Origin of the sequence: Rossellomorea aquimaris (genome assembly GCF_001877785.1) — a bacterium.
Lineage (GTDB): Bacteria > Bacillota > Bacilli > Bacillales > Bacillaceae_B > Rossellomorea > Rossellomorea aquimaris_A.
In genome coordinates, this window is the sequence record NZ_MINN01000139.1 from 39931 (window position 1) to 65069 (window position 25139).

Sequence of the window (25139 nt, forward strand, 5' to 3'; positions counted from 1 at the left end):
CCCGGGAAGTATTATGTTCAGCGTCAATTATACCATGTCAGATATTGTCGGAGATTAAAGTTTCGTTACATTGTATTACCATTATTTCATGTAGAACCATATATTTCCTTGGCGGAACGTCAGAATCTGTGCAATTTTTCACTATGTACTTTATAGTAGAATTAGAAATTAAGCCTGAACTAAATACCCTTTTTACATATACGGTAAACATCTTTATTTGGAAGGAGAATGCAAATTGTTACACCGATATAATACTGTAAAAGGATACGGGGAAAATGAAATCAATATCGAGCGCTCACGCTTCATTGCTTACGTAAACCGGGCAGAAACCGAAGAAGAGGCCAAGGCTTTCATTGATGATATTAAGAAAAAACACTGGGACGCCAATCATAACTGCTCCGCTTATATGATCGGGGAGAATGATCTGATCCAGAAAGCGAACGATGACGGGGAGCCGAGCGGCACAGCCGGAGTCCCGATGCTCGAGGTGCTGAAAAAACGCGGTCTCAAAGATACAGTTGTTGTCGTGACACGTTATTTCGGCGGCATCAAATTGGGTGCCGGAGGATTGATCCGCGCGTATGGGAAATCTGTATCAGAAGGGTTGAATGCCACCGGAGTCGTGGAACGAAAGCTGATGCGCATCATGAAAACGAAGATCGACTACACCTGGCTCGGAAAAGTAGAGAACGAAGTGCGGTCTTCTCATTATCAATTGAAGGACATTCATTATCTTGATGCGGTGGAAGTGGAGGTTTATGTCGAGGAAGCCGCCAAAGATCCATTTACCGGCTGGATGACCGAACTCACAAACGGACAGGGGGAAATCACTGAAGGTGAAGTGGAATACCTTGAGACTTTAGTAGAATAACACATAAAGGGACGGTCTTTGGCACATGAAAGACCCGTCCCTTTATTTTGTAATGAAATTTTTATTTTACGGTAATGGGAATGCATAGTAGAATGAAACTTAGGTTAATTCGTCGAATTTTTGAGAAACTTACACCATCCCGTTATAAAGGAGTACAATAAATGGATCGTTACATTAAGCAGCAAAGAAAGAAAAAACGCAGGAGGAGGATTTTTTATTTTATCATCGTCCCCCTGCTGATCGTCACCTTCTCGGTTGCAGGCTACGGTGCCCTGCTCTATAAGAAAGCCGAGACGGTTTTCAATGATTCCTTCAATAATATAGAAGGAAGGGAAAAATCCGATCTCCGCGACAAGCAGGTTGACCCCAACATCGACAACGTTTCCATTCTTTTCATCGGTGTGGATGAAAGTGACACGCGAAACTACGGCAGTTCCACCCGGTCGGATGCCTTGATGCTTGCAACATTGAATGAGAAAGAAAAGTCAGTCAAGCTCGTCAGCATCCCCCGTGACTCCTATGTATACCTTCCGGAAGTCGGTTACAATACAAAGATTACTCATGCCCATGCATACGGAGGGCCAAAAGCTTCAATCGAAGCGGTGGAAAGCATGTTTGATATCCCGGTCGACTACTACGTGAAAATGAATTTCCATGCCTTCATCGATGTGGTTGATGCACTTGACGGCATTAATGTGGAAGTACCTTACGAGATGTATGAACAGGATTCAAAAGATACGCAAGATGCCATTCACCTGCTGCCCGGCATGCAGACCCTTGACGGCGAGGAAGCACTTGCGCTTGCCCGGACCCGGAAAATGGACAGCGATATCCAGCGGGGACAGCGTCAGCAGGAAATCTTGAAAGGCGTCATGAAAAAAGCCATCTCTGCTAATGCTCTGACAAAATACGATGACATCATGCAAGCCATCGGTGACAATATGGAGACCAATATGACGTTCGAGGAGATGAAGGCCCTCTCCAGCTACGGCCTCAAAAAGCAGCTCGACTTGACTACGCTCTCCCTTGAAGGTGAAGATGCCTATATCGAAGGGATCTATTATTGGATGCCCGATGATACAAGCCTTGCAAATACATCGATTGAATTGCGCGATCACCTGGAAGTGGAAACCAGTACAGCAGACGGCACGGATGGTTCCGGAACCGGCGGGGACCCCGGGTATGCTAAAGAGGAAGAAAGCGACCCAGCCGCTTACTAGTTTGTGGCTGGATAACGTCTTAAATGCAAGCTGTTCAATAAGTAACGCACTGGGTTTTCAGCGAGAACACAGTGCGTTACTTATTACCTGTTATTAAGTTGTTACCTTCGCCCAAAGAAGAGAGGCTGGGACAAAAATGATTTAGTATATATAAAACCCGAACTAATTTGCATGAGATAAGGCAAATTAGTTCGGGTTTTTAATTTGTTCATTGTACAGGTAGGATTTAGTTCTTTCCAGCGGTTGATTGGAGTGCAAGACGCAGACTCCTGCGGGAAAAGCGAGTTAGGTGAGACCCCGCAGGCGGAACGCCGAGGAGGCTCACCAACCGCCCGCGGAAAGCGAAGTCTTGCACGGAAATCATGAGCGTTGTATAGAGTCCACTCTAAAATCTTCGTCTTTAGACCTTAGCTTTAAAGTATTGTCCCAGCCTCTTAAATTTTATATCAATCAAAATTATAAACAGGCCCTGTGAGTTTATCATCGTTGATCATAATGAGTACGTAATCATAATCATTTTCTTCGATGAGCTGTTCAAAGGTCTTCTTTTTATAATGTCTTAAGTCGATCACATCTGTCTTTGCAAATTTCTGTGCGATTAGTGAAACCATTGGGTTTGTATAAGAGTCTTTGGAAATAAGCACTTTTTTATCGTTGTCTGCACGCGGGTTCTCTATGCTGAGTTTCGCATAGTCACCCGTGAACAAATGCTTGTACTCCACCAGCTTGTCTTCCCTGTCCTTTGCGAGGGCAAAGACATCATCCACGGAACGTTCCTTGCCGTTCGTCGTGACTTTAAAGGAGTCAAAGTCTTCTTCCGGGTATTTAATGCACATATTTTCATTTGAAGCATCCACCATCATATAAAGCTGACGGTTGTAACTGCCTTCAAATGATTTATCGTCAAAGCATTTTTCTGCATAATCACTTTCATCTACCGGCATCTCAAGCTGATCGGCCAGCTTTTCAAATGCATAGAAGGCCCCGTCGATGTTCCAGTGATGGTCTGTTTTATAGTACAAGGAGTTGATTTCTTCCGGCGTCAGTTCCTTTTCCATCTTTTTACCGATATCAAGGACTTCTACATCCGTCTGTGCTAATTGCTCCATCATGTAATTCTTACTCTTGATCCCTGTATCCTCCATGATATAAGAAGGTTTATTGACATCTACATGATTCACTTTATGGGGCAGGGACACATATATCAACTGTGATCCAGCTTTTTCAGCCGTTTTGTCCACTTCTTCAAGATGCTTCACAGCCGTTTTCATATCTTTCGTACGATAAGAAGTATCCGGCTTTGGCATGATCCAATTTTTATCGGTGATGTAATAGTCATATATGAACGTCTTGTCCGTGTATCTCTGGAAGTTCAGATACGCTTTTACCCACACATTCCTTCCAGGGAACTGGTCGGTAAAGTACTGCTCGAATTGTTCCATATACTTTCCATCCACCAGCTTGTCTATCGTCATATCAGGTTTCTGCTGCAGATTCCTGTTTTCAAATCGAGACACTTCAGTGGCACCCATGAACTGAATATAGGGGGCCATGATAAAAATAAACGTCAAAAAGGCAACGATAAATAATTTATTTAACAATGATATCCCCCTCTTTTAAAATCGGAAATAAATAAACGGATTGTATGTTGAGTTCACAAGTAAAATGGTCACCACGACCAGGAACACCATATAGCCTGCATATTTGATTCCCTGGTAGGTGTTATCCATCAATCGGTTCCCGCCAATGATCCCAAGCGCCCAGCGATTCAGTGCAACGAATACCGGGGTACTGAAGATGATTCCGAGTAAGAACATGTACCAATTGTCATTCCAGACGATATGTGCCTGGGTATCTGCCAGGACATGCTGGTTGAACCCGAACATCGTCTGGATGAATTCAGAGGAATAACTGAAATTGTCCGCCCTGAAGAACACCCAGCCGATCATGACGAGTATCAGCACATACGCATGTTGAAGAGGAGCCCACAACTTGGATAATAATTTGCCGAGTCCAAGCCTTTCAAGGACAATCAGGAAGCCGTAATAGAAGCCCCATGCCATGAAGGTCCAGCTGGCTCCATGCCAGAACCCGGTGATGGTCCATACAATCAGGAGGTTCCGTATAGTCATGAATGTGCTCCCCCTGTTCCCTCCGAGAGGAATGTATACATAATCCTTGAACCATGTCCCGAGGGAAATATGCCATCTTCTCCAGAATTCCGCGATGCTTTTTGAAATATAAGGAAAGTTAAAGTTCTCTTCGAAATCGAATCCAAACATCTTCCCTAACCCGATTGCCATATCACTGTAACCGGAAAAATCAAAGTAGATCTGCAGCGTGTAAGCAGCGATGCCGAGCCACGCAGTAGCGATACTCATTCCACTTGGGTCCATGGCAAAAATGGTATCGGCAATTTCGCCAAAAGCATTTGCCAGGATGACCTTTTTGGAAAGACCGACAATAAAGCGGCGGATCCCTTCCGCTACTTTAGCATGTGTGGATATCCGGCTTTTGATTTGCTGTGCCACGGTATTGTAACGGACAATCGGACCAGCAACCAGCTGCGGGAATAGTGAGATATATAAAGTGAGGTCAAAGAAGCTCTTCTGGACCTCTGTATCTTTTCTGTAGACATCAATGATATAACTGATGGCCTGGAAGGTGAAAAACGAAATCCCGATCGGTAACGGGACACTTTCCGCATTGATATTCAGATTGAATGCCTGATTCATATTATCAATAAGGAAGTTGATATATTTATAGTATCCGAGAATAGCAAGGTTGCCGATAACGGCTAATGCTACCATGACCTTCTTAAGTTTTTGATCCTTGAAATAATCAATGGCGAGGCCAAAGACATAGTTCAGCAGGATGGAGAAGAGCATCAAGAAAACGTATTTAGGCTCTCCCCAGGCGTAGAAGACCAGACTGGCACAAATGAGGACAAAGTTTTTCAGTTCTTTTTTTGCTATAAAATAAAAGAAAAGGACGACTGGCAGAAACATGAAAATAAATACTAAATTACTGAAAACCATTAATTTCTTTCTCCCTTTTTTTAGTCTATTCACCGTTGAAATATCGAAATTTATAAACCAAAATAAATTCTAACACATTGAAAGGAGAAAGCTATAAAATATTTTGAATTTGTAACAAAATGTAATATTCTATCTGACTTTGTCGAATGTTTTTCACAAATAAAAAAGCAGGGAAACATATCGTCCCCTGCTTTCCAGATTTATTTTCTTGTGCCGCGCGCCTTGACAAACTTCAATAGCGGCTGATAATTCGAGTTGACAAGCCCGATGCTTTCGATGAAAACTTCAATGGCAACGAGCAGGATCGCTATGACGATAAGGCCGCCCCACACGGTCGACATCGAGAAAATGATGGCTGCCAGGCTGAACATGGCCGCAATCGCATAGATCAGGATGACGGTCTGCTTATGAGTGAACCCAAGCCGCAGCAGGCAGTGATGCAGATGGGATTTATCAGGCGCAGATATCGGCGTCTTATTGATCTTCCTTCGAAGGATGGCGAAGAACGTGTCCGAAATCGGCACTCCCAAAATGATCAATGGGATGATGAGTGAGATCATCGTTACGTTCTTGAATCCAAGCATGGAAAGCACCGCGATCATGTACCCCAGGAACAGCGCCCCGGTATCACCCATGAAGATCTTTGCCGGGTGAAAGTTGAAGTACAGAAAGCCAAGCGTGCTCACCAGCAGGATCAAAGCCATCGTCATCACGAAAGCATCGCCTTTCATGACTGCCATGAATCCGATCGTCGCAAGTGCTATCGTGGAGACACCTGCAGCCAGACCATCAAGGCCGTCGATGAAATTGATTGCATTCGTGATCGCCACAATCCAGATGATCGTGATCGGAATGCTGAACATCCCGAATTCAAGTTGTCCGCCGAATGGAAGGTTGATGAATTCAATCTGAACGCCGCCCAGTACAACGATGAAAGCAGCGACCAGCTGTCCAATGAATTTAAAACGCGGCGCCAATTCAAAGATATCATCCGCCATTCCCGTAAGGAGGATCACCATGCTCCCAAGGATGATGGGCCATACAGATGGATCCTCCGGGCGCAGTATCAAAAATCCAATGATGAATCCGATGAAGATCGCCAGCCCTCCGAGGCGCGGCATGATCTTCTGATGTACCTTCCGGTGATTGGGCTTGTCGGTGGCCCCTATTTTATAAGCAAGTTTTTTGACAAATGGTGTCGAGACCAGCGTCAACAAAAAACAAATGATTAAGGTCGTAATTAACATAATTGTCACACCTCTTGTAATTAAGTTACCCGTTGCCGCGCTTAGGGAAACAGGTAATTAATACATGGTCAATTTAGTAACTTCAAATATACATTATAAACGTTATTGGCGAATTGCTCTATAGAAAAATGTCTTTTGCTGTAACTTTCTAACTTTCTGCCCATGCCGGAAAGTTGTCCGGATGCTTTTAAATTCATAGCGGACTGGATTCTGCCGGCCAGTGCATCTGCATCTTCCACAGGGATGATCCACCCATACCGGTCATCCGGTATGAGCTTATCTACCCCGCCGACATCGGTGGTGATGACAGGCACACCTGCCCGGGCAGCCTCCAGCAGGACGAGAGGGAAGCTTTCGCTGTATGAGGTGAGCATTGCTATATCAGCTGCAGGGTAGATCTTTTCTACATCATTCCGGTGTCCCAGGAATTTCACAGTATCATCCAATCCATGTTGAATGGCGAATGTCTTTAATTCCTCTCTTTGCTGTCCATCACCGACCAGCAGGAGTTTCACTTTACTGCCATGAACCCTTTTCAGCTTTTCCATAGCCTGAAGGGCCATTTTATGTCCCTTGACCGGTTCAAGCCTTGCAACCATTATAATGATAAAGTCTTCCCCGGAAAGTCCAAGTTCTTCTCTGCTATAAGGATTTTCCAGCTCCTTTTCGAAATCGATTCCATTTAAGATTGTAGATACCCTATTTGATGGAATATCGAAACCTGTCGTCAGGATTTTTTTGAAACGGTCCGAAATGGCTAACAGATGATCTGCTTTTTTCAGCGCTTTTTTGTTGGCTGAAGTATAAAACCTTCCTATGGCGCCTTTTCCCATAAAATCATCCCGGGGATCACTGTGGACTGTTGCCAGCCATTTCACATCGGCTACCGTACGGATCAGCGCCCCATAGCAATTTGCTCTGGCTCCATGTGTATGGATGAGATCGATTTTATTTTTTTTGATGAACCGGGTGATCTTCCTTACGACCGATAAGTCAAACCTGGAGCGCTGATGGAACAACACCGTTTGTACGCCCGACTCCTTTGCCCTTTCGTACATTTCTCCTGTTTCAAACACACCCAGATAAAAATCGGAGCGATTTAACTCGTTCAATAGTGAAAGGATATGAAACATGCCTCCGCCGGTTTCATTTCCGGCATTCAGATGTAAAACCTTCATAAATAAAATCCTTTCTGTTTAAGATAAGTTAATCTAACCCCGGGTTCTCATGACTTGGATAAGAAACTGCGGCAAAACGAGCATCCGCCTCCATCGGGACGGCTGCTGCATCAGACGGTAGAACCACTCCAGATGGATTTTCTGCCAAAACACAGGGGCTCTTTTCACATGGCCGGCAAGTACGTCGATACTGCCTCCCACTCCGATGAAGACCCCTTTATCGACTTTCTGGATATTTTGTTTAATCCACTGTTCCTGTCTTGGAAAACCGAGCGCTGCCAATATAAGGTCAGGCTTTGTCCGCTGAATTTCCTCCGTTATATGACCGTCGTTGTCATTGAAGTAGCCATGATGGTAACCTGCCAGTTTTAGGCCGGGGTATTCTGCGCGGATATTGGCAACTGCTTTATCAAGCACCTCAGGTTTTGCACCCACTATGTAGACACTGAGTCCATGTTTGTGCCCAAGCTCCAGGAGCTCCTTCATCAATTCAAATCCGGGCACTCTTTCTTTAAGAGGCTTTTTCTTCATCTTCGAGGCAATGACCACTCCGATGCCGTCCGGCACAATGAAATCCGCCTTGCTTAACGTATAGAAATAATCCCGGTCCTTTTGCGCCTGCATCACAATCTCCGGATTGGCCGTCACGATGAATCCTTTTTTCCCCTCTTTAAGATATTGATGAAAGACGTCATTTACCACTTCATTTTTTGTTTTATTGATAAAAGGGATATCTAAAATGTGTACATATTGCTTCTCCATCACTTCTACTACCTTTCGACGATAAACTTTATTTTCCATTCTATCTCAGTCGCGCCCATACTGAAATAGCTATTCAGTTAAAAATGTTTACAGTACAATGACATCCATCATCTGATCATTTTTAGAGGAATTTCCGTTCGACATCTATAATAAAATAAAAAAGACGGCCTTCAATCGTTGTCATCGATTCTTCATCGTTTCTTTATGAATCTTTACAAAACCTTAAATATAACTATAAATTTCTTTATTAAGCTAATACTAGAGTTAACCTTTTCACGAAAGCATCATCAGGAAGGTGGTATTTTTTTGCTGACCAGAAACCGGAGGATCCTTCTTCTCATCGTCATCGGGGTGTTGGTTCCGCTGCTCATTCAACATCCGATCGCCGCGTACCTTTGTACGCTTGCCGTTCTCGCACTCATTTTTAAAGATAAAGTGAGCGGTGTTCTTTTCTTATTTGTATACTTCCCATTACGGCCATTTTTAATAGAAGTAAATGGCGGACTGAAGCTTACCGGTGATATCGTCATCCTGCTTCTCTTTTTATTGACCCTTGTACATATGTTCAGGAACCCGGGAAGCATTGGGAGAAAATATGCGTTTACCCTGGCTTTCATAGGGTTCTGTTTGACCGGTACGATCGCTGCCTTCGTGACAGGAGTCGGGCTGCCGGCCATCGTTTTTCAAAACAGAGCATTCATCATTACGTTCCTCTTGATATTCATTGCTGCTGAACTTGACGTTTCCAGGGAAGATGTCCGGAGATTTCTGTGGATCACGATCATTACGGGAGCTGTCTTGTCTATTCACGGCCTGTTTGAATTCATCGGGCATCGTACCGTGCTTGTCCCCCAGGCCTGGGAAGAGTGGAATCTTTCCTCTGTCAACGAGATGAGGGTGTACGGATTGACCGCGAACCCGAATGTTCTCGGGACGTATCTTTCGATTTGCCTGTTTGCTTCCCTGTACGTGTGGCAGACTTCAGAGAAGTACAAAGCTTGGCTGATCTCTGCCTCGATCCTGATGCTCGGTGTCTTATGCCTGACCTTCTCACGCGGGTCGATCCTTGCTTTCGGCCTCGCTTATGCTCTCTACTTTTTATTGACAAGAAATTGGAGGCTGGCCGTAAAGCTGATCATTACGGCTGTGGCCGGGCTTGCCATCATTTATTATCCGGCCAATATGGCAAGGGATTATGCTGCGGCAGGAATCGGGGATCATTCGAATGGATCGCATGAAGCTCCTGACAAGACTGTAAAAGAAGAAAAGAAACCGGTGCCGGATTCGAGGACCTCTTCTACTTTTTCAAAACGCTTCAAAGAAATGTTCTCGGATGAAATCATCCAGAAGAGTTCCGAATGGGGGCGGCTGTATGTGGTCTTCAAGGGGCTCGAAATCTATATGGAACACCCTGTCATCGGGACCGGATTCGGGACTTACGGGGACTCGGCCACGCTGAGCTACGGCTCTCCTATTGCAGAAGAATACAAGCTTCCGGCCAGGATGTACTCAGACAATCAATACATCCAGCTCCTGGTCGAGACCGGTACGATCGGGACCATTCTCGTGTTGGCATTTGCAGTGTCAATCATCAGGAAATGCTGGAAAGACAGGAGGCACCCGCTCACCCCCGTCCTCTTTTCATTCCTGATTGCGATCCTGGCGATGGCACTCTTTTATAATGTGCTGGAGGAAAAGATTTTGACCCTTTATTTTTATGCTGCACTGGGGTACTTTTTACGGGAAGGCGCAATGAAAAAGCTTGACTCAAACGGAAAGCTGGGATAGCGTCTGACATACTAAATCAGTTGAAAAAATGAGGAATTACATGAAAGCATCCACCCTGATCAAATCAGTCGGCTTAGTCACCATCATATCGGGTATCGGCAAGCTTCTCGGCTTCGCCAGGGAAAGCATCATCGCGGCTTATTTCGGAACGTCCGATGCCGCCGACGTCTTTTTCGTGGCGAGCCTTGTCCCGACGCTTCTTTTTACCGCCATCGGCACGGCCATCCAGGCGGGGATCATCCCGCTCTTCATGGAAGAGCGGAGCAAAAGCAAAGAACATGCGAGGGATTTGATGAGTCTCCTGGGAACCTTCCTGCTCGTCATCTCTGTCCTGTTCATCGGAGCCGCACTCCTATTCACCGAACCGCTGATTGCCATGATGGCGCCCGGTTTCAATGCCGAACAGTCGGCTTTGGCGGTGGAAATCACCCGGATCATGATTCCGAGCATGGTGTTCCTTACGCTGACGTCGATCTCGACCGGGGTATTGAACGCCAATAAACAGTTCGTCCTGCCGGCGTTTTCCGCCACTGTCCAGAATATTGTCATCATCCTGGCGACCGTGCTGCTGGCATCGGCTTACGGAGTATACGGATTGTCAGTCGGGGTTCTGATCGGCGCCCTGGGTCAATTCCTGGTCCAATATCCTTCTTTTAAAAAGTCGGATATCGGCTTCAATTTTCAGTTCAGGAAGAATAAAGAAAAAATTGTCAGGATCATGGTGCTCTTCTACCCGATCATCATCGCAGCCATCAGCGTCCAGCTGAACAGCCTCGTCGACCGCATGGTATCGACAGGGCTCGAAACAGGAAGCGTGTCCGCATTGAACTACGCCAACCGCCTGCTGTGGCTGCCGCTCAGCGTCATCCTGACGCCGCTGATCACCGTCCTCTATCCGTCGATCGTGGAAGGCGCTTTGGAGAGCTATAAGAAGTTTTTCAGTATCATTCAGCGCGGTGCGTCACTCATTATTTTTGCCAGCATCCCGTTTATGATCCTGATGGTCATTTCAGGGGACAACCTGATCCAGCTCGCCTTTCAGCGCGGTGAATTCAGCAGTGAGGCGACCGATATCACGAACCAGGCATTACTGTTCTACGCAGCCGGCCTTGTCTTCTTTGCCTTAAGGGATTTCTTGATGAACGGGTTTTATGCGTTGAAGAAGACGAAATTCGCCATGTATTCATGCCTGGGGGCAGTGGCGGTTAACATTGTTTTAAGCGTGCTGCTGTCCAAGGTGATGGCGGTAGGCGGGATCGCGCTCGCCTCCAGCATTTCGATGCTGATCCAGTGTGTAGTATTATTCGGCTATCTGCTGCGCCGGCATCATGCTGATGCGGGGTACCGGAATGGTTTTGTGAAAGAAACATTCAAGATCCTGTCCATCGCTGTGCTGGTTTCCTGCGGTGCCATTCTCGCAGAGAATTTGATGCCCGGCGGATGGAATGTTCTGATTGAGACAATCGTTCTTACCCTGCTCATCTTCGGCCTCTACCTGGCCCTGTCACTTGCACTTAAGGTACATACCGTGAAGCCATTGGTCCAAAAGCTTACAAAAAGGAGTTTTTAATATGAACATATTGATCACGACCATCTTTGATTACCCGCATGAAGGCGGACTCTCCACCCATGTAGCGACACTTAAGAACGGACTGGAAGCAAGGGGCCATAATGTGGACGTGCTGTCCTTCTCCCAGCTTAACCCGCTGCTCAGAAAAGCGTATGCGCAGGCACCGGGATTCATCGCAAGCAAGTTCAAGCCGGGATCCGGGCAGCTGATGAACGACGAAAACCGGATGACATTGATCCGCAAACAGCTCGAACGGATGAAGAACGATTATGATGTCATCAACTCACAGGATGTCTACGCCACCCTGGCAGCCGAATCTTCTGGCCTGCCGGTCGTTGAAACCGTACATGGCTATTACTCCTACGAAGCCATAAGCAGAGGTGCGATCAAAGAAGGCAGCAAAGAAGACCTTGTGATCAGGGAAAAGGAAAAGAAAGCCTACACCCTTGCATCCCGCGTCGTGACAGTGGACCAGAGGATCAAGGACTATGTATACAAAATTGCCGGAGTGAGCGCCACAGCCATCAGGAATTTCATCGATGTGGAAGATTTCAATCCGCTCAAGCTGGACCTTTCGGGCATCCGTAAAGAATTCGGCATCCCCGAAGATAAGAAGATGCTGTTCGTACCCCGGAGGATGACGGAGAAGAACGGGGTCATCTATCCGACACTTGCCCTTCGCAAGGTCCTCGATAAACATCCGGATACTGTCCTTGTCTATGCGGGGACAGGCGAGCAGATGCCTGCCATCAAGGAAGAAGTAGCCAAACAGGGACTGGGAGACAATGTCATGCTGCTGGGCACGGTCGCACATGAAAAAATGAAGTATCTGTACGGAGTCGCAGACGTTGTCCTCGTCCCTAGCATCCATTCGTACGGTGTCGAAGAAGCCACTTCCATCTCCGCCTTGGAAGCAATGGGCTCTTCATCACCTGTCATAGCAGGGGCAGTCGGCGGCCTGAAGGAAATCATCGCGGATCATGAAGACGGGATTTTGGTGCAGGAACGTGATACGGACGCTTTATCAAATGCCATCATTGAGGTGTTGGACTCACCCGGGCTCGGTGATCAGCTTGCCCTGAGTGCCCGCAGGAAGATTGAACGGGAGTATTCGCATTTGTTTGCAGCGGAGAAGTACGAGCAGATTTATCATGAGGCGATCAATGATCAGCGGGTGAAGGTGGAGTAGTTGCTGTTGGGGTGTTGGGGTGGGGGTGTCGGGGTTGTTGTACCTGGTACAGGTGGGATAGATTGTACCAGGTACATTGGCCGCGTTTTGTACCTGGTACATCGACGTTGGATTGTACCTGGTACATTTGTGTTGATTTGTACCAGGTACACAGAACTTATTTTGTACCTGGTACCATCCCCGTAATTTGAGCCAGGGTTATTTCTGGGTTTTTGAGCCAGGGTCAATTGTTGTTTTTTGAGCCTGGCTCAACCTTGGCATTCTGAGCCTGGCTCAACCTCATCTCCCCCCTCCTGCTGTGTCAGGCACAATCCCACCTCTCTGTTCCAGGCACCACCCCCTATACCCAACTCCACCCCAAAACAAAAAGACCGCCCCCCAGGCGGTCCCCAACCAACTAACTAACTAACTTCCCTCTCACTCTTCTTCCAATGCATCCCCCAGCAAAACGACCAAATCTTCCATCTCATGCGTCTTATTCCGCTGCATCAGCTGATCCACCGCTTCCCTTGCGTTCACGCCGTTGAAGAGAATATCATAGAGCGCATCCGTGATCGGCATGCTCACCCCGTACTCAGCGGCGAGCTGCTTAGCTGCTTTCGTCGTTCTTACTCCTTCGACGACCATCCCCATATTGTCGAGCACTTCGTCGAGGTCCATTCCTTTACCGAGCATATTCCCAGCTCTCCAGTTACGGGAGTGGACGCTTGTACAGGTGACGATCAGATCGCCGATACCGGACAATCCGGAGAACGTCAGAGGGTTTGCTCCCATTTTGACGCCGAGCCTTGATATTTCCACCAGTCCGCGGGTGATGAGGGCTGCTTTGGCATTGTCCCCGTATCCGAGGCCGTCCCCCACTCCGGCTGCAAGGGCGATGATGTTCTTGAGGGCCCCGCCTATCTCGACGCCTACCATATCTGTATTGGTATACACCCTGAATTGATTGTTCATGAACATATTCTGGACCTTAACCGCTGCTTCAATGTTCCCGGACGATGCAACCACGGTGGTCGGATGCCTCAGACTCACTTCTTCTGCATGGCTTGGTCCCGATAAGACCACGATATCTTTCAGATTTTCTGGTTCCATCGCTTGTTCAATGATCTGGGATATCCTCAATAAGGAATCAGGTTCGATTCCCTTGCTGACATGGACAATGGTGAGCGGTTCGCTTTGAACCTTCTGTATATCATCGAGCACCTGTCTGATGGCTTTGGTGGGAACAGCCAATACGATGGTATTGGTCCCGCCTATTACATCTTTCAGATTTGATGCTGCCGTGATGTTATCAGGGAGTCTGCACCCCTTCAAGTACTTTTCATTCGTATGGGATTCGTTGATTTCTTTTACCGCTGCTTCGCTTCTTCCCCACATCTCTACGTTGTAACCGTTATCAGCAAGGACAATGGCAAGCGCCGTTCCCCAGCTTCCTGTTCCGATGACTGCTGCTTTTTTATCCATACATTCTTCACCGCCTGAGTTCAATTGAAATTTTTCTTATTTTATCATAAAAATAACGTCTTTTTTTGTATTCCCTTCTGAATGAGAAATACTCCCCGGTACGAATAGTCGGGACAAGGCTGTCATACACTATTATCTATATACTTAAGCAGGATGTGAGGGTTTGATGCAAGGGTTGAAAGCACCAAAAGAGTTATTTGTCCGTTACTGCAATGAACTGGTCTATATTTTTCTCTTCATTAAAATCATTCTTTTTCATCTATTGACGGATACGCCGGTGTCCAGCGGGGTTTACTCGACGTCGCTGGGATTTCTGTTCATTTTCTATGCCCTGTCTTATTTTTTCCGGAATAAGGGAAGGTTGATTTTCTCATATGCTGTCAGTTTTTTCATAAGTCTGCTGTTATTGAGCAATACTCTCTATCTGGATTATTACAGCTCGCCTGTCACCATCGCCACCTTTTACCAGACGTCGAATTTATCCGGTCTCGGGGACAGCATCCTGTACTTGTTCCAGCCTGAATATGCTGTGTATTTCCTTGACCTGCTCGTACTGCCATTCCTTATTTTCAGAAGGTCATTTGTCTATAAAAAACACACTTCAATCGTAAAAGGGGTCCTTCCGTTTGCCGTATTCGGAGTGATGGGACTTTTCATGAAGCCTGTAAAATTGATGCTGATCGATAAGCTGGAGAACCCTGTCCAGGCCTACGATTCACTCGATCAGACGGTTCAGTACGGGATCATGGGCCACCACGCCCTCGATACGTATTTCCATGTCAGGGATGCGAACTTCACCCTTTCTTCGGAAGACAGGCAGCTGATTGAAGAGCAGTTGAATAAAAAAGAAGAATACACGAAAGAGACGAAATATGAAGGAATCGGCAAAGGGAAGAATCTAATCCTTATTCAGGTGGAATCCTTGCAGCAATTTGTTCTGAATAAGAAGGTGAACGGTCAGGAAATCACCCCGACACTGAATAAGATGATGGATCATTCCATCTCGTTTCCAAACTTTTATGCACAGACCATCGGCGGTAACAGCTCGGATGCAGAATTCCTGACCCAGACTTCCCTCTTCCCGATCAATTCAGGATCTGTATTCTTCCGCTACCCTTCCAACACTTATCATTCGCTTGCCAATATGTTGAAGGAAAATGGATATGGGACGCTTGCCGTACATGCTGACGAGAAAACATTTTGGAACCGCCATGAGATGTACCCTTCACTCGGCTTTGAAAAATACGTGACTATAGAGCAGTTTCCCCAAAAGGAAATGGCAGGAATGGGGGTCGGTGATAAAGAGATGTTCACTGAAACAGCCCGGATACTTGCCGATCAAAAACAGCCTTTTTACTCCTTCCTTGTGACGCTTACCAATCATATGCCTTATGAAATAGAAAAAGAAAAACAATCACTGGCACTGCCGCCGGAGCTCGACAATTCGCTGCTGGGTAATTATTTTCAAACCGTAAAGTACACAGATGAAGCACTGGGGTTATTTTTGGAGTCATTGAAAGAAAAGAAGCTGCTGGAGGATTCAATCATCGTACTGTACGGCGACCATAACGGTATTTTCCACCGTGATAAACAGCAGGTCGAGAAATGGATACAGAAGGATATTACAGACGAAGAGTGGTACAGGGAATATGCAACCATCCCGTTCATGATTTATCATCCATCCATCAAAGGGGAGATCAGTCAAACAATCGGCGGACAGATCGATGTTTTGCCTACCCTTGAATCGATCATGGACGTTAGTGTTAAGGGAGCCAATACCATGTTGGGAGCCGACTTACTGAGGACGAAAAAAGGAAGCGTCCTGATTCCAAGCGGAGGATATGTGGATAAGCCCCTCTCCATCACAGCCCAATCTGTCTCACAGGGATTAACCGAAGACCAGCAGAAGGTCTTGGAACTATCAAACCTGATCATAAAAGGAAACTACTTTGGAGAAGAATAACCTCGTGACAACATGACTTTTTATGGGTACTTCCAAAAAAGAGGCTGGAACAAAACTGTTTTAGTCTAAATAAACCCCGAACTAATTAGCACGCTAAGAGGCAAATTAGTCCGGGGTTTAATTTTCTTCAATGGGATATTTAGATGTAGCTCTTTCCAGCGGTTGATTGGAGTGCAAAACGTAGACTCCTAACCGAAATGCGGAAGGGCTTTGCTCAGAGGCGTGTGGCATAAGACGAATCGGCCTGGAAGGCGCACTTTGCCTTCTTGGGCGGTTTGGCTTATGACATGTGCCTCTAAGCCCTGAAGCTGGACAGTTCCTACCCTGAATAAGGAAAAAAAGCTCACGGGCTTCCCGCAAAAGCGGAGTTTTGCACGGAAATCATTATCAGTAATAATAGACTACTCTGAAATTGCTTTTTTTGTTTTGTTCCACTCTCCTTCTATTTCATTTAGATTACAAAATTTGAACACATTATGCATTTTTTGCAATATAACTTATGTTACAATTGGGTAAATTTCTAGTTCCTTCTAACTATTTAACAAAATATAACACTTTTAGAATAGTATTCTTTTATATTTCGACATATGATAGAATTATTTTGTCATATAAGTAATTTATTTGTAAATTGCTTAATTATTCTATTATATGGAGGGATTAAGGAATCTATCATGAAGTCATTCAGAAAGATTAGTTTTTCTTTGTTGGCCGCTTTACTGGTTTTCTCTAATTTCGGAGGAATTGCTCAGGCAGAAACGAGTAAAGCAGCAAATGTCAGTGATGTTACTGTATCAGCCGATACTGGAGAAGCGATCAGCTTATACAAGGAACCTTCCGGGGAGAGTGAAATCCTTCTCGAACTGCCAAATGACGCTGCCGTCTCCCTTCTTGCCGAAAGCGTGGATGAATCCCCGTATTCATTAGTAAGCTATTACGACAGTGAATCGGAAGAAGATATTGAGGGGTATGTATTAAGTAAATACATAGCTATTCCAGCTAAAACTGAAGAGGATCCCGCAAACCAAGAGGATCCATCCCAGGAATCCACGGATAGCGAAGAACCACAGGTTTCGGACGGAGTATCACAGGAAGATGGCGTTTCTTCTGAAGAAGGAACAACAGAACCTGCTGATAATGCCGGCTCAGAAGACCAAACGGTTTCAGAAAAAGAAACTGAAACGGCAAAGGAAGAAGAATCTTCCGAAAGTGTGACTGAAGAAACAGTTGAAAATGAGACTTCTAAAACGGTTGAAATGGCCGATGAAGAGGAAACATCGACAGAAAAAAGCAAATTTTCTGCGTTTTCTGCTTCCGTACAGGAATTCAGCGGTGAAAGTATGAGCGGTATCGCTCTAAAAAGCCCTACTTCTGTATACGAAGCCCAATCAACCTCTTCCAAGAAGCTTAAAAGCTATGATCAAGGAAGTACACTAAGGTACTATGCCTTGAATTCGAATTGGTATGTTACTAGAGTATATTTAAACGGCATCGCCACTACAGGTTATATCTCTGTCAAGGATGTCGAGAAACTCCCGGCGGAACAAACAAGGCTTAAGGGAGTGGCGAAACAGACTACTCCGATCTACCGTAAGGCATCAGCATCCTCAGGTACTTGGAAGAGTTACCCTGCAGGAAGTGTACTTGTTTACGATACATTCATCAGCGGATGGTATGAAGCAAGGGTTTATGCTGAAGGTGATTGGAGAATCGGATACATCAATGCAGCCCACGTACAGAATGCAGCTGAAGATCCGGTCAGGTTGAAAGGCGCAGCCAAGAATACCACCCCGGTTTACCACGATGCGACGACCTCTTCACCTGTGTGGAAGAGCTATCCGGCAGGAAGTATCCTTGTCTATGATACATTCATTGACGGATGGTATTCAGCAAGGATGTATGCAGACGGTGCCTGGAGAACAGGTTACATCAATGCAGCAGACGTACAGAATGCAACTGAAAATCCGGTCAGGCTGAAAGGCGCTGCCAAGAAGACCACTCCGGTTTATCACGATGCAGCGACTTCTTCACCTGTATGGAAAAGCTACCCGGCAGGAAGCGTACTCGTTTATGATACATTCATTGACGGATGGTATTCAGCAAGGATGTATGCAGACGGCGCCTGGAGAACGGGGTACATCAATGCAGCAGACGTACAGAATGCTACTGAAAATCCGGTCAGGCTGAAAGGTGTTGCCAAGAACACCACTCCGATTTACCAAGATGCGGCGACTTCTTCACCTGTATGGAAAAGCTATCCGGCAGGAAGCGTACTTGTCTATGATACATTCATTGACGGATGGTATTCAGCAAGGATGTACGCAGACGGCGCTTGGAGAACGGGATACATTAATGCTTCAGATGTCGAGAACAGCGTACAGGATCAGAAATCCATCAGAGGGATCGGCCTGCAGTCGCCAACCAATCTTTATGAAGATGCCAGTACTGATTCCTCTGTATTAAAGAGCTATCCACAAGGGAAGATTCTGTACTATCAGTCATTTGTAAGCGGTTGGTATGAAACAGGATTTTATGTAGACGGCAAAAAGAAAACGGCTTATATTGACGCCAGCCATGTTGAAAATATCCTGGATCAGCAGGATGATCTTGAGGGGATTTCCCTTTCAGACTCAACGAATGTATATACGTATGCATCAAGAGGCTCTTCTGTGATCAAGAGTTATCCAAAAGGAAAGATCCTGAAGTTCAAAACGTTTTCCGCCAGCTGGTACGAGGCGCGGGTCTTTGTAAACGGAGACCCTAAAATCGGATATATCCATAAAGACGATGTCCAAACCCTCGGTACCGATGTCATCCAGGAGTATACGAATTATGGAATGACATTTGAAGAAATGCTGGATCTACAGATGAGTAACAACCCGCAGACCGATTTATACCGTAATGAGCCTGCCTATATCTGGGCAGACTATGTGGATTTGGATACGTGGACGGTAACGGCCAATGTTAACGTACGTTCCAGTATGTCCACAGCCAGCAGCGATAATATCGTCTCAATGGTAAAGAACGGCGGATGGGTAAATGTCGTCGATACGCATGGTGACTGGGTAGAGGTCCGCCTCACTTGGAAAAATGCTAAAAGAGATGATGTAGCCTACTACTTGGACCCTTCTAACTTCACATTTGGAAGCAAAGAGTACTATCAGTTCCTGAAACTTTCATTACCTGCTAATTTAAGCGTGCAGGAAGTGAATGAGAAGGTGCTTACAGGCAAGGGAATACTGGATGGAAAAGGCCAGGCGTTCATTGATGCTGCCAGCAAGTACAAGGTAAATGAAGTTTACTTGATTTCACACGCTTTGCTTGAAACGGGTAACGGGACATCCGATCTTGCTAATGGTGTCGTTTACAACGGAGTGAAAGTATACAACATGTATGGCTATGGTGCATACGACAGCTGCCCGCTGACCTGCGGTGCACAAACCGCCTATGAACAAGGCTGGTTCACCCCTGAGAAAGCCATCATCGGGGGAGCCGAACTGATCAGCAGCGGATATATCTACAGGGATGGATTCCAGCAGGATACTCTTTATAAAATGAGATGGAATCCTGAAGGATATCACCAATATGCAACAGATATCGGCTGGGCTGCCAAACAGGTTTCAAGTATTTTTAACCTTTATTCATTATTGGATAACTATACTTTGTACTTTGATCAGCCATATTATGAAGTGAAATAAATGACTGAATTAAAAAAGCTGAAGCGAAAACCGCTTCAGCTTTTTTTCATGAGATCAATCCATCTTCTCTCTTATATGATTCAAGATATTTTTACTCGATTCCCCTTTTGAATATTCATTCCATTTAGAGGAGAATGAGCGGACTCTTTCCATGTTTACATCCCCTTGAGCAATAAAAGCGGCGACCTCCTCCGGGGTACGGGCAATCGGACCAGGCAGGAGTGAGAGGAAATTCTCCCATATTCCCCGTTCCTTTTCGTATTGCTCCAAGTCATGCCAGAAGAATATGATCGGGCGATTCAACAAAGAATATTCAAATGGAATGGAAGAGTAATCGGTTATGAGTACATCTGAAATAAATAATAATTCATTCAGCTGATGATGGCCCGAAAAATCATATACGAAATGAGCCAGATCTCCAGGGATGCTTATGTTATTTTTGACTGCCGGGTGAAGTTTAAGAAGCAGGACATATTCATCGCCGAATTGCTTAGCCATGTTCTTCAGATCCAGCTTGATTTCAGTATCCGTCAACTGGTCTTCCCGATAAGTCGGTGCATAAAGCAGCACTTTTTTATCTTTAAGGAAAGGATGTTTCTTGTATAGTACAGATTGTGCGAGAAGCTGGGCCTTTTGATCAAAAAATACATCTGTTCGCGGAATTCCTGTTCGGAGCAGCCGATCTTCTGTCACCCCGAATGCTTCCCGGAAGACTTCTGCCATCGCTTCGGAGCCGATAACTACCTTGTTGAAGCGATTATAAACCGATTTAAAGCGACTTTGGGCCTTTTGGCTTCTATTCTCAATCGACGGATCTTTTAATCCGAATTTTTTAATCGCTCCATTAGCATGCCATAATTGAATGCATTCCACTGTCGGCTTAAAGTCGGATTTTGCAAGGAATCCGTAATAGTTATCCACGAAGACCACTTTAGACGTGGCCAGATGATAGATGGAGCGTATGAAATCCCAAGGTTTTTTAAACTCAAAGAGCAATGTTTCTGCGTCTTTATATTTTGAGAAAATCCCATACATTTTTTCTGTCGTTAAAAAAAGAGTACGACAAGAAAAATCTTGTCGTATCATCTCTTTATAAATGCTTTTATTATTTTCACTGAAAGAGACCACAAAGGTTACTTTCTTTTGCAAAGGGAATAATTTGCTGACTTTAAAGATCACGCTGAAAATAAATAAATAGAATGTTACAGCAAGCTCTCTGATCATTATTTTACATGCAGCAGATCTTTTTTGATCTTACTTGTTGAGATACCGATCGTTCTCGGAAGGTAAACCACTTCACAGTATTCTTTAAGGAAGTCGAACTCACCTTTCCAATCGTCTCCCATTACAAATACGTCAATATCTCTATTTACAACATCCAATACTTTTTGTTCCCAGTTTTCTTCAGCAATGACTTCGTCAACATATTTGATTGACTCAAGGATCATTTTTCTATTTTCGAAGCTGTGATAAGACTTTTTATTTTTAATGGCATTGAATTCATCTGAAGAAATTGCCACTGTTAAATGATCTCCCAATTCTTTTGCTCTTTTCAGCAGATTAATATGACCCCAATGAAGTAAATCGAACGTTCCATATGTGATTACTTTTTTCATTATAGGTTCTCCTCCTGTATTATAACTTCCCAAAAATCTCTATTCTTTTATCCAATTAATCCAAGTGGCTTGTCATTATAGCAAACTAGTAAATAAATCATCTAATAATCAAGTAATCAAGCATTTCTTAAGACAAGTATACCCGAAACTCTTTACACTGAGTTTATAGGGAATTTACAATTGCGTAATAATACTGTCGAAAAATGCCATTCTTTCATCTCATTTTAAACGAGGGAACTTTTTATCGCAAGAGCCCTTGAATGAATATTTAGTGAACTATCTACTTAATACCCATAACATAATGGATTTACACTACATTTACAATTGAAATTTTTTCTATTGTTTCCATTGAGCCAGCGATATTCCCTTTATTCTTATCATCGGCTTAACGACACGTTTTTTCACTTTTTGCAGTAATTCATAGGATACATAAGAGAGGACCAGGACCAGCGGGCTGAATAGAATATGCCACACCACTCTTTCTTCCAAGCCAGGGTATCCCATCACATCTATGAGCAAATGAATGAATTTAATATAGAAGACATGGATCACATAGATGCCTGCGGTTTCCCTCCCGATCTTCGTAATCACAGAGTCTTTCCCCAACTCCGGTTTTGATAGCGCAAATAAGAAAAGTGCAATTGTAACAGGAAGACTCAGAAGGAAGTAATCCCCTATCTTTCCATCAAGAATGAAGACCGTTATTCCTCTTTCTATGATCAACAAGAAAGAAAAGACGATGAAAAGACCCAGCCAGACATACTCATTTATGTCCTTTATCTTCTTTTTGATCGTCTGTTCGTTATACGCTGCATAAGCACCCAATGTTGTGTAAAGAAGACCGAAAAACACTGCGTCCCTCGTTCCGAACGGCAGACTGATCAAACCCGAATAAGATTGTCCGAACAGACCTGTTAAATGTAATCCAAAGCTTGCTAATAGCAGCAGATTAAGCTTATTCAGATGAAGGAAAACATATAAAATGATGATGCTCCATATAAGTGCAACCAGATACCAAAGCTGATAGCCCGAACTTTCCCCATAGAAGAACACTTCCAGTCTGATATTCTCACCCAGGAATCGCATGGTTTCTTTTACAGACGCAATAGGGAAGGAGTGAAAGAACACCTGAACGGCCAAATCGTAAAGCATATAGAAAATGAACCAGCTTGCAAAAAGAATTGAAAGCTTTGACACGTACTTGCTGAAGTACACACCCCCGCCGCTCCCGTCGCGCGCCCTCATTTTCTTTCCGAGTAAATAACCTGAAGTTATAAAGAAGAACGGCACTGCAAAGCGTGAAAGCGTATCAATGGTAAAATCGATATATTGTCCTTCTATCCCCCGGACAGTCACTTCTTCGAATGGACCTGCGTGAATCAGTATGACAGCAAATATGGCAAAAAATTTAAGATAGTCTATTGCATCGTTTCTCTTCATTAAAGTGTCACCTCACTACTAGCGGCTTCACGCTAATTTAACATGTTTCGTCACATGGCGAAATTAAATATACATTACATTAAAATTAAAGGCTGTTTTCTAAAAGATTGCTGCTTTTCGTAAATTGTCCAGCAGCCTGAATGTTTCTTTGTGGACATGCCCTTTTCGAATTCAAGTTTAGACCACAGGCAGAAGGACATCAGAAAACCCTAAGTTCCGGTATTTTCTTGTGTGTAAAACAGCAAAGTATGCGAAAAGAGCTACATTAAAAAAGTGAGCCCTGGAAAAGCTCACTTTAATAGATGTCACTATTCATTCCATTACCGGCTTGACTGAAAGACCCAGGTTATCCGCCTTTGTAGTATAGAAGAGGAACTCCCTGTCTTTATAGGTGATATGATTTTGCGGGATGACTTTAAGGTTTGCCAATTGGTAGTCATTATACCGGACGAAAATGGTATATAAGGAGTCATCCAGGCGATTGAGGTCCTCTACTGATACAATGAAGGAACCCTCATTGCCTTTCAGGCTGACATCACACAGCAAGTCATGATCGACCTTGGAACGGTCCCTGATGACAATTTCATTTATTTCATTCATATAGTCACCGTACACTTCAAACGTCTGTCTGTATGACTTTTCCCCTGCCGTTTCCTGTTCAGAGGCTACTGCAAGCATTGGAATACGGATTAAATGATATTCGTCCTCTAAAAAAGGAATTTCAAAGTACGGGAGCCCGCCTTTGATCACGTACTTCTTATGTTTCTCTTTTTTATGCCATAGGAAGATTTTCGTGAAATCATCGATTCGATTATTGATAAAAAGCTCTGCTGCAGCTCTGAATAACGGCATCTTGAACTCCTCAAGGAACGGATAACGCAAATCCGATGTTGTCTCTACTACTTCTCTGAACAATTCAAAAAACGATTCCTTGTTTTTTGAATTCACAAAAAGGCTGCTGTCGAATGTCCGAAGGAAATCATACTCATATATTCGTGTCAGTGCTGTCTTTTCCATATGCAAAGGAAGATTCTTACCTTTGATATAGTGAATGATTTCAAGATCATTTCTGCGTTTATCCAAAACATCTGTCGTTTTGGTCAATGATCCTTTGTTTTCTTCCAGTCTGTTCACATAGTAGACAGGCTGAACAGTAGTGGATACGGCAGCTGCATTAAAGAATACATCAGAGAAGAAAACTTTATCTTCTCCGAATCTCATCTCCGGAAACCGGATGTCATGGTCAATCAACAGTTTTCTTTTAACCATTCTTGCAGTTGGGCCCATATGATAGAAGAAATGCGGAACATCAAACGGCGAAATCCCCCTTCTTTCCTTTACTGAAGCGAATTCACCTATGATGCTTTCTCCCGATTTCTCCATTTTGATGGTCTTCCCTGCAACATAGTCATCACCCGTCTCTTCCAGAATTGAATACAAGGCTTTCAATCCGTCAGGGTGAAGCCAGTCATCTGCATCCAGAAACGTAATATAGTCGGTTGTTGCAAGCTCAATTCCTATATTTCGCGGAGTCCCGGGAGAGCCGGTATTCTCGTGCAAAGTGATCAGTGTTATATTCTTATATCGATCCGCATAAGACGCGGCAATTTCGGCCGTTCGGTCAGTTGAACAATCATCCACGATGATATACTCGATGCTCTCTGCTTCCAATGATTGATTAAGCACCGATTCAATGGTCTTCCCGATGAATCTCTCTGCATTGTAGGCAGCTGTTACTACCGTGAGTTTCTTGCTGCTCAACAGCTTTTTCATCAGGCTGTGAGGATGATTCAACACACTATATTTCTTTTGAGCAATTAAGTCCCTTGCTTTCTGACCAAAGTCACCATTTAATTTGTTCATTCTCATCCTCCTAGCGGTTGAAACCTTCAAAGGATTATACCCGTCATCGTCTTTTTATTAACCTCAAGGTTTTTTAAAATTCTTTTACAAAGTGACAGCTTCTTAACAATTCGTTACCCTTCCTTATCATGTCTCTTTTTATGTATTTAATAAGCTATAATAATTTCTATTGCAAAGCGGAAACTATGCATATTATGAAGAATTTATCAGTCCTTGTCGAAAATTGAAAAAACAT

At 44.5% G+C, this 25139-nt stretch carries 17 protein-coding genes; 7 read left to right on the forward strand and 10 right to left on the reverse strand.

The window, feature by feature from the left end:
• Window positions 1-235: 235 nt before the first annotated feature.
• Together BHE18_RS20325 and BHE18_RS20330 are read left to right on the forward strand one after the other, a co-directional pair.
• Window positions 236-871 (forward strand): YigZ family protein, encoded by a 636-nt coding sequence (locus BHE18_RS20325; protein ID WP_071620324.1) that lies wholly within the window; start codon window positions 236-238, stop codon window positions 869-871.
• A 161-nt stretch (window positions 872-1032) separates the two neighbouring features.
• On the forward strand, window positions 1033-2091 hold the full coding sequence (locus BHE18_RS20330; protein WP_071620325.1) for an LCP family protein: 1059 nt from the start codon (window positions 1033-1035) through the stop codon (window positions 2089-2091).
• A 446-nt stretch (window positions 2092-2537) separates the two neighbouring features.
• On the opposite strand, the gene BHE18_RS20335 is transcribed toward BHE18_RS20330, so the two are convergent.
• The 5 genes from BHE18_RS20335 to BHE18_RS20355 all read right to left on the reverse strand — a co-directional run bounded on the left by BHE18_RS20335 (window position 2538) and on the right by BHE18_RS20355 (window position 8316).
• Entirely contained in the window at window positions 2538-3692 is a 1155-nt protein-coding gene (locus tag BHE18_RS20335) for a DHHW family protein (protein WP_071620326.1), read from the reverse strand.
• A 15-nt stretch (window positions 3693-3707) separates the two neighbouring features.
• Window positions 3708-5129: an MBOAT family O-acyltransferase gene (locus tag BHE18_RS20340; RefSeq protein WP_071620327.1), complete on the reverse strand. Its 1422-nt coding sequence runs from the start codon at window positions 5127-5129 to the stop codon at window positions 3708-3710.
• Between the two features lie 200 nt (window positions 5130-5329).
• Window positions 5330-6376, reverse strand: coding sequence for a glycosyltransferase family 4 protein (locus BHE18_RS20345; RefSeq protein ID WP_071620328.1), 1047 nt, complete (start codon window positions 6374-6376; stop codon window positions 5330-5332).
• A 68-nt stretch (window positions 6377-6444) separates the two neighbouring features.
• Complete coding sequence (locus BHE18_RS20350) at window positions 6445-7554, reverse strand: glycosyltransferase family 4 protein (RefSeq protein ID WP_071620329.1); 1110 nt, start codon at window positions 7552-7554, stop codon at window positions 6445-6447.
• Between the two features lie 33 nt (window positions 7555-7587).
• Window positions 7588-8316 (reverse strand): WecB/TagA/CpsF family glycosyltransferase, encoded by a 729-nt coding sequence (locus BHE18_RS20355; protein ID WP_071620330.1) that lies wholly within the window; start codon window positions 8314-8316, stop codon window positions 7588-7590.
• Between the two features lie 306 nt (window positions 8317-8622).
• On the opposite strand from BHE18_RS20355, the gene BHE18_RS20360 reads away from it, so the two are divergent.
• Genes BHE18_RS20360 through BHE18_RS20370 form a run of 3 tightly spaced genes read left to right on the forward strand, consistent with a single transcriptional unit; the run spans window position 8623 to window position 12863 of the window.
• Window positions 8623-10104, forward strand: a complete 1482-nt coding sequence (locus BHE18_RS20360) for an O-antigen ligase family protein (protein ID WP_071620331.1) — start codon at window positions 8623-8625, stop codon at window positions 10102-10104.
• Between the two features lie 40 nt (window positions 10105-10144).
• Window positions 10145-11674, forward strand: coding sequence for a murein biosynthesis integral membrane protein MurJ (gene murJ / locus BHE18_RS20365; protein ID WP_071620332.1), 1530 nt, complete (start codon window positions 10145-10147; stop codon window positions 11672-11674).
• Window position 11675: 1 nt separating this feature from the next.
• The gene (locus BHE18_RS20370) at window positions 11676-12863 is read left to right on the forward strand and encodes a glycosyltransferase family 4 protein (protein WP_071620333.1); all 1188 of its coding nucleotides are present in this window, start codon (window positions 11676-11678) and stop codon (window positions 12861-12863) included.
• 417 nt (window positions 12864-13280) lie between these two features.
• On the opposite strand, the gene BHE18_RS20375 is transcribed toward BHE18_RS20370, so the two are convergent.
• Complete coding sequence (locus tag BHE18_RS20375; protein WP_071620334.1) at window positions 13281-14327, reverse strand: NAD(P)H-dependent glycerol-3-phosphate dehydrogenase; 1047 nt, start codon at window positions 14325-14327, stop codon at window positions 13281-13283.
• Window positions 14328-14493: 166 nt separating this feature from the next.
• Here BHE18_RS20375 and BHE18_RS20380 point away from each other — a divergent pair, with 166 nt between their 5' ends.
• Window positions 14494-16290, forward strand: a complete 1797-nt coding sequence (locus tag BHE18_RS20380; protein ID WP_071620335.1) for an LTA synthase family protein — start codon at window positions 14494-14496, stop codon at window positions 16288-16290.
• A 671-nt stretch (window positions 16291-16961) separates the two neighbouring features.
• Window positions 16962-19985 (forward strand): glucosaminidase domain-containing protein, encoded by a 3024-nt coding sequence (locus tag BHE18_RS20385; RefSeq protein WP_071620336.1) that lies wholly within the window; start codon window positions 16962-16964, stop codon window positions 19983-19985.
• 54 nt (window positions 19986-20039) lie between these two features.
• Here the strand turns inward: BHE18_RS20385 and BHE18_RS20390 are convergent, their stop codons facing one another.
• The 4 genes from BHE18_RS20390 to BHE18_RS20405 form a co-directional block, all read right to left on the reverse strand.
• Complete coding sequence (locus BHE18_RS20390; RefSeq protein ID WP_071620337.1) at window positions 20040-21209, reverse strand: CDP-glycerol glycerophosphotransferase family protein; 1170 nt, start codon at window positions 21207-21209, stop codon at window positions 20040-20042.
• Entirely contained in the window at window positions 21209-21601 is a 393-nt protein-coding gene (tagD, locus tag BHE18_RS20395; protein WP_071620338.1) for a glycerol-3-phosphate cytidylyltransferase, read from the reverse strand. The genes BHE18_RS20390 and tagD overlap by 1 nt, the downstream gene beginning before the upstream one ends.
• A gap of 336 nt (window positions 21602-21937) precedes the next feature.
• On the reverse strand, window positions 21938-23041 hold the full coding sequence (locus BHE18_RS20400; RefSeq protein ID WP_071620339.1) for an acyltransferase: 1104 nt from the start codon (window positions 23039-23041) through the stop codon (window positions 21938-21940).
• Between the two features lie 312 nt (window positions 23042-23353).
• On the reverse strand, window positions 23354-24904 hold the full coding sequence (locus tag BHE18_RS20405) for a glycosyltransferase family 2 protein (RefSeq protein WP_071620340.1): 1551 nt from the start codon (window positions 24902-24904) through the stop codon (window positions 23354-23356).
• Between the last annotated feature and the right edge of the window lie 235 nt (window positions 24905-25139).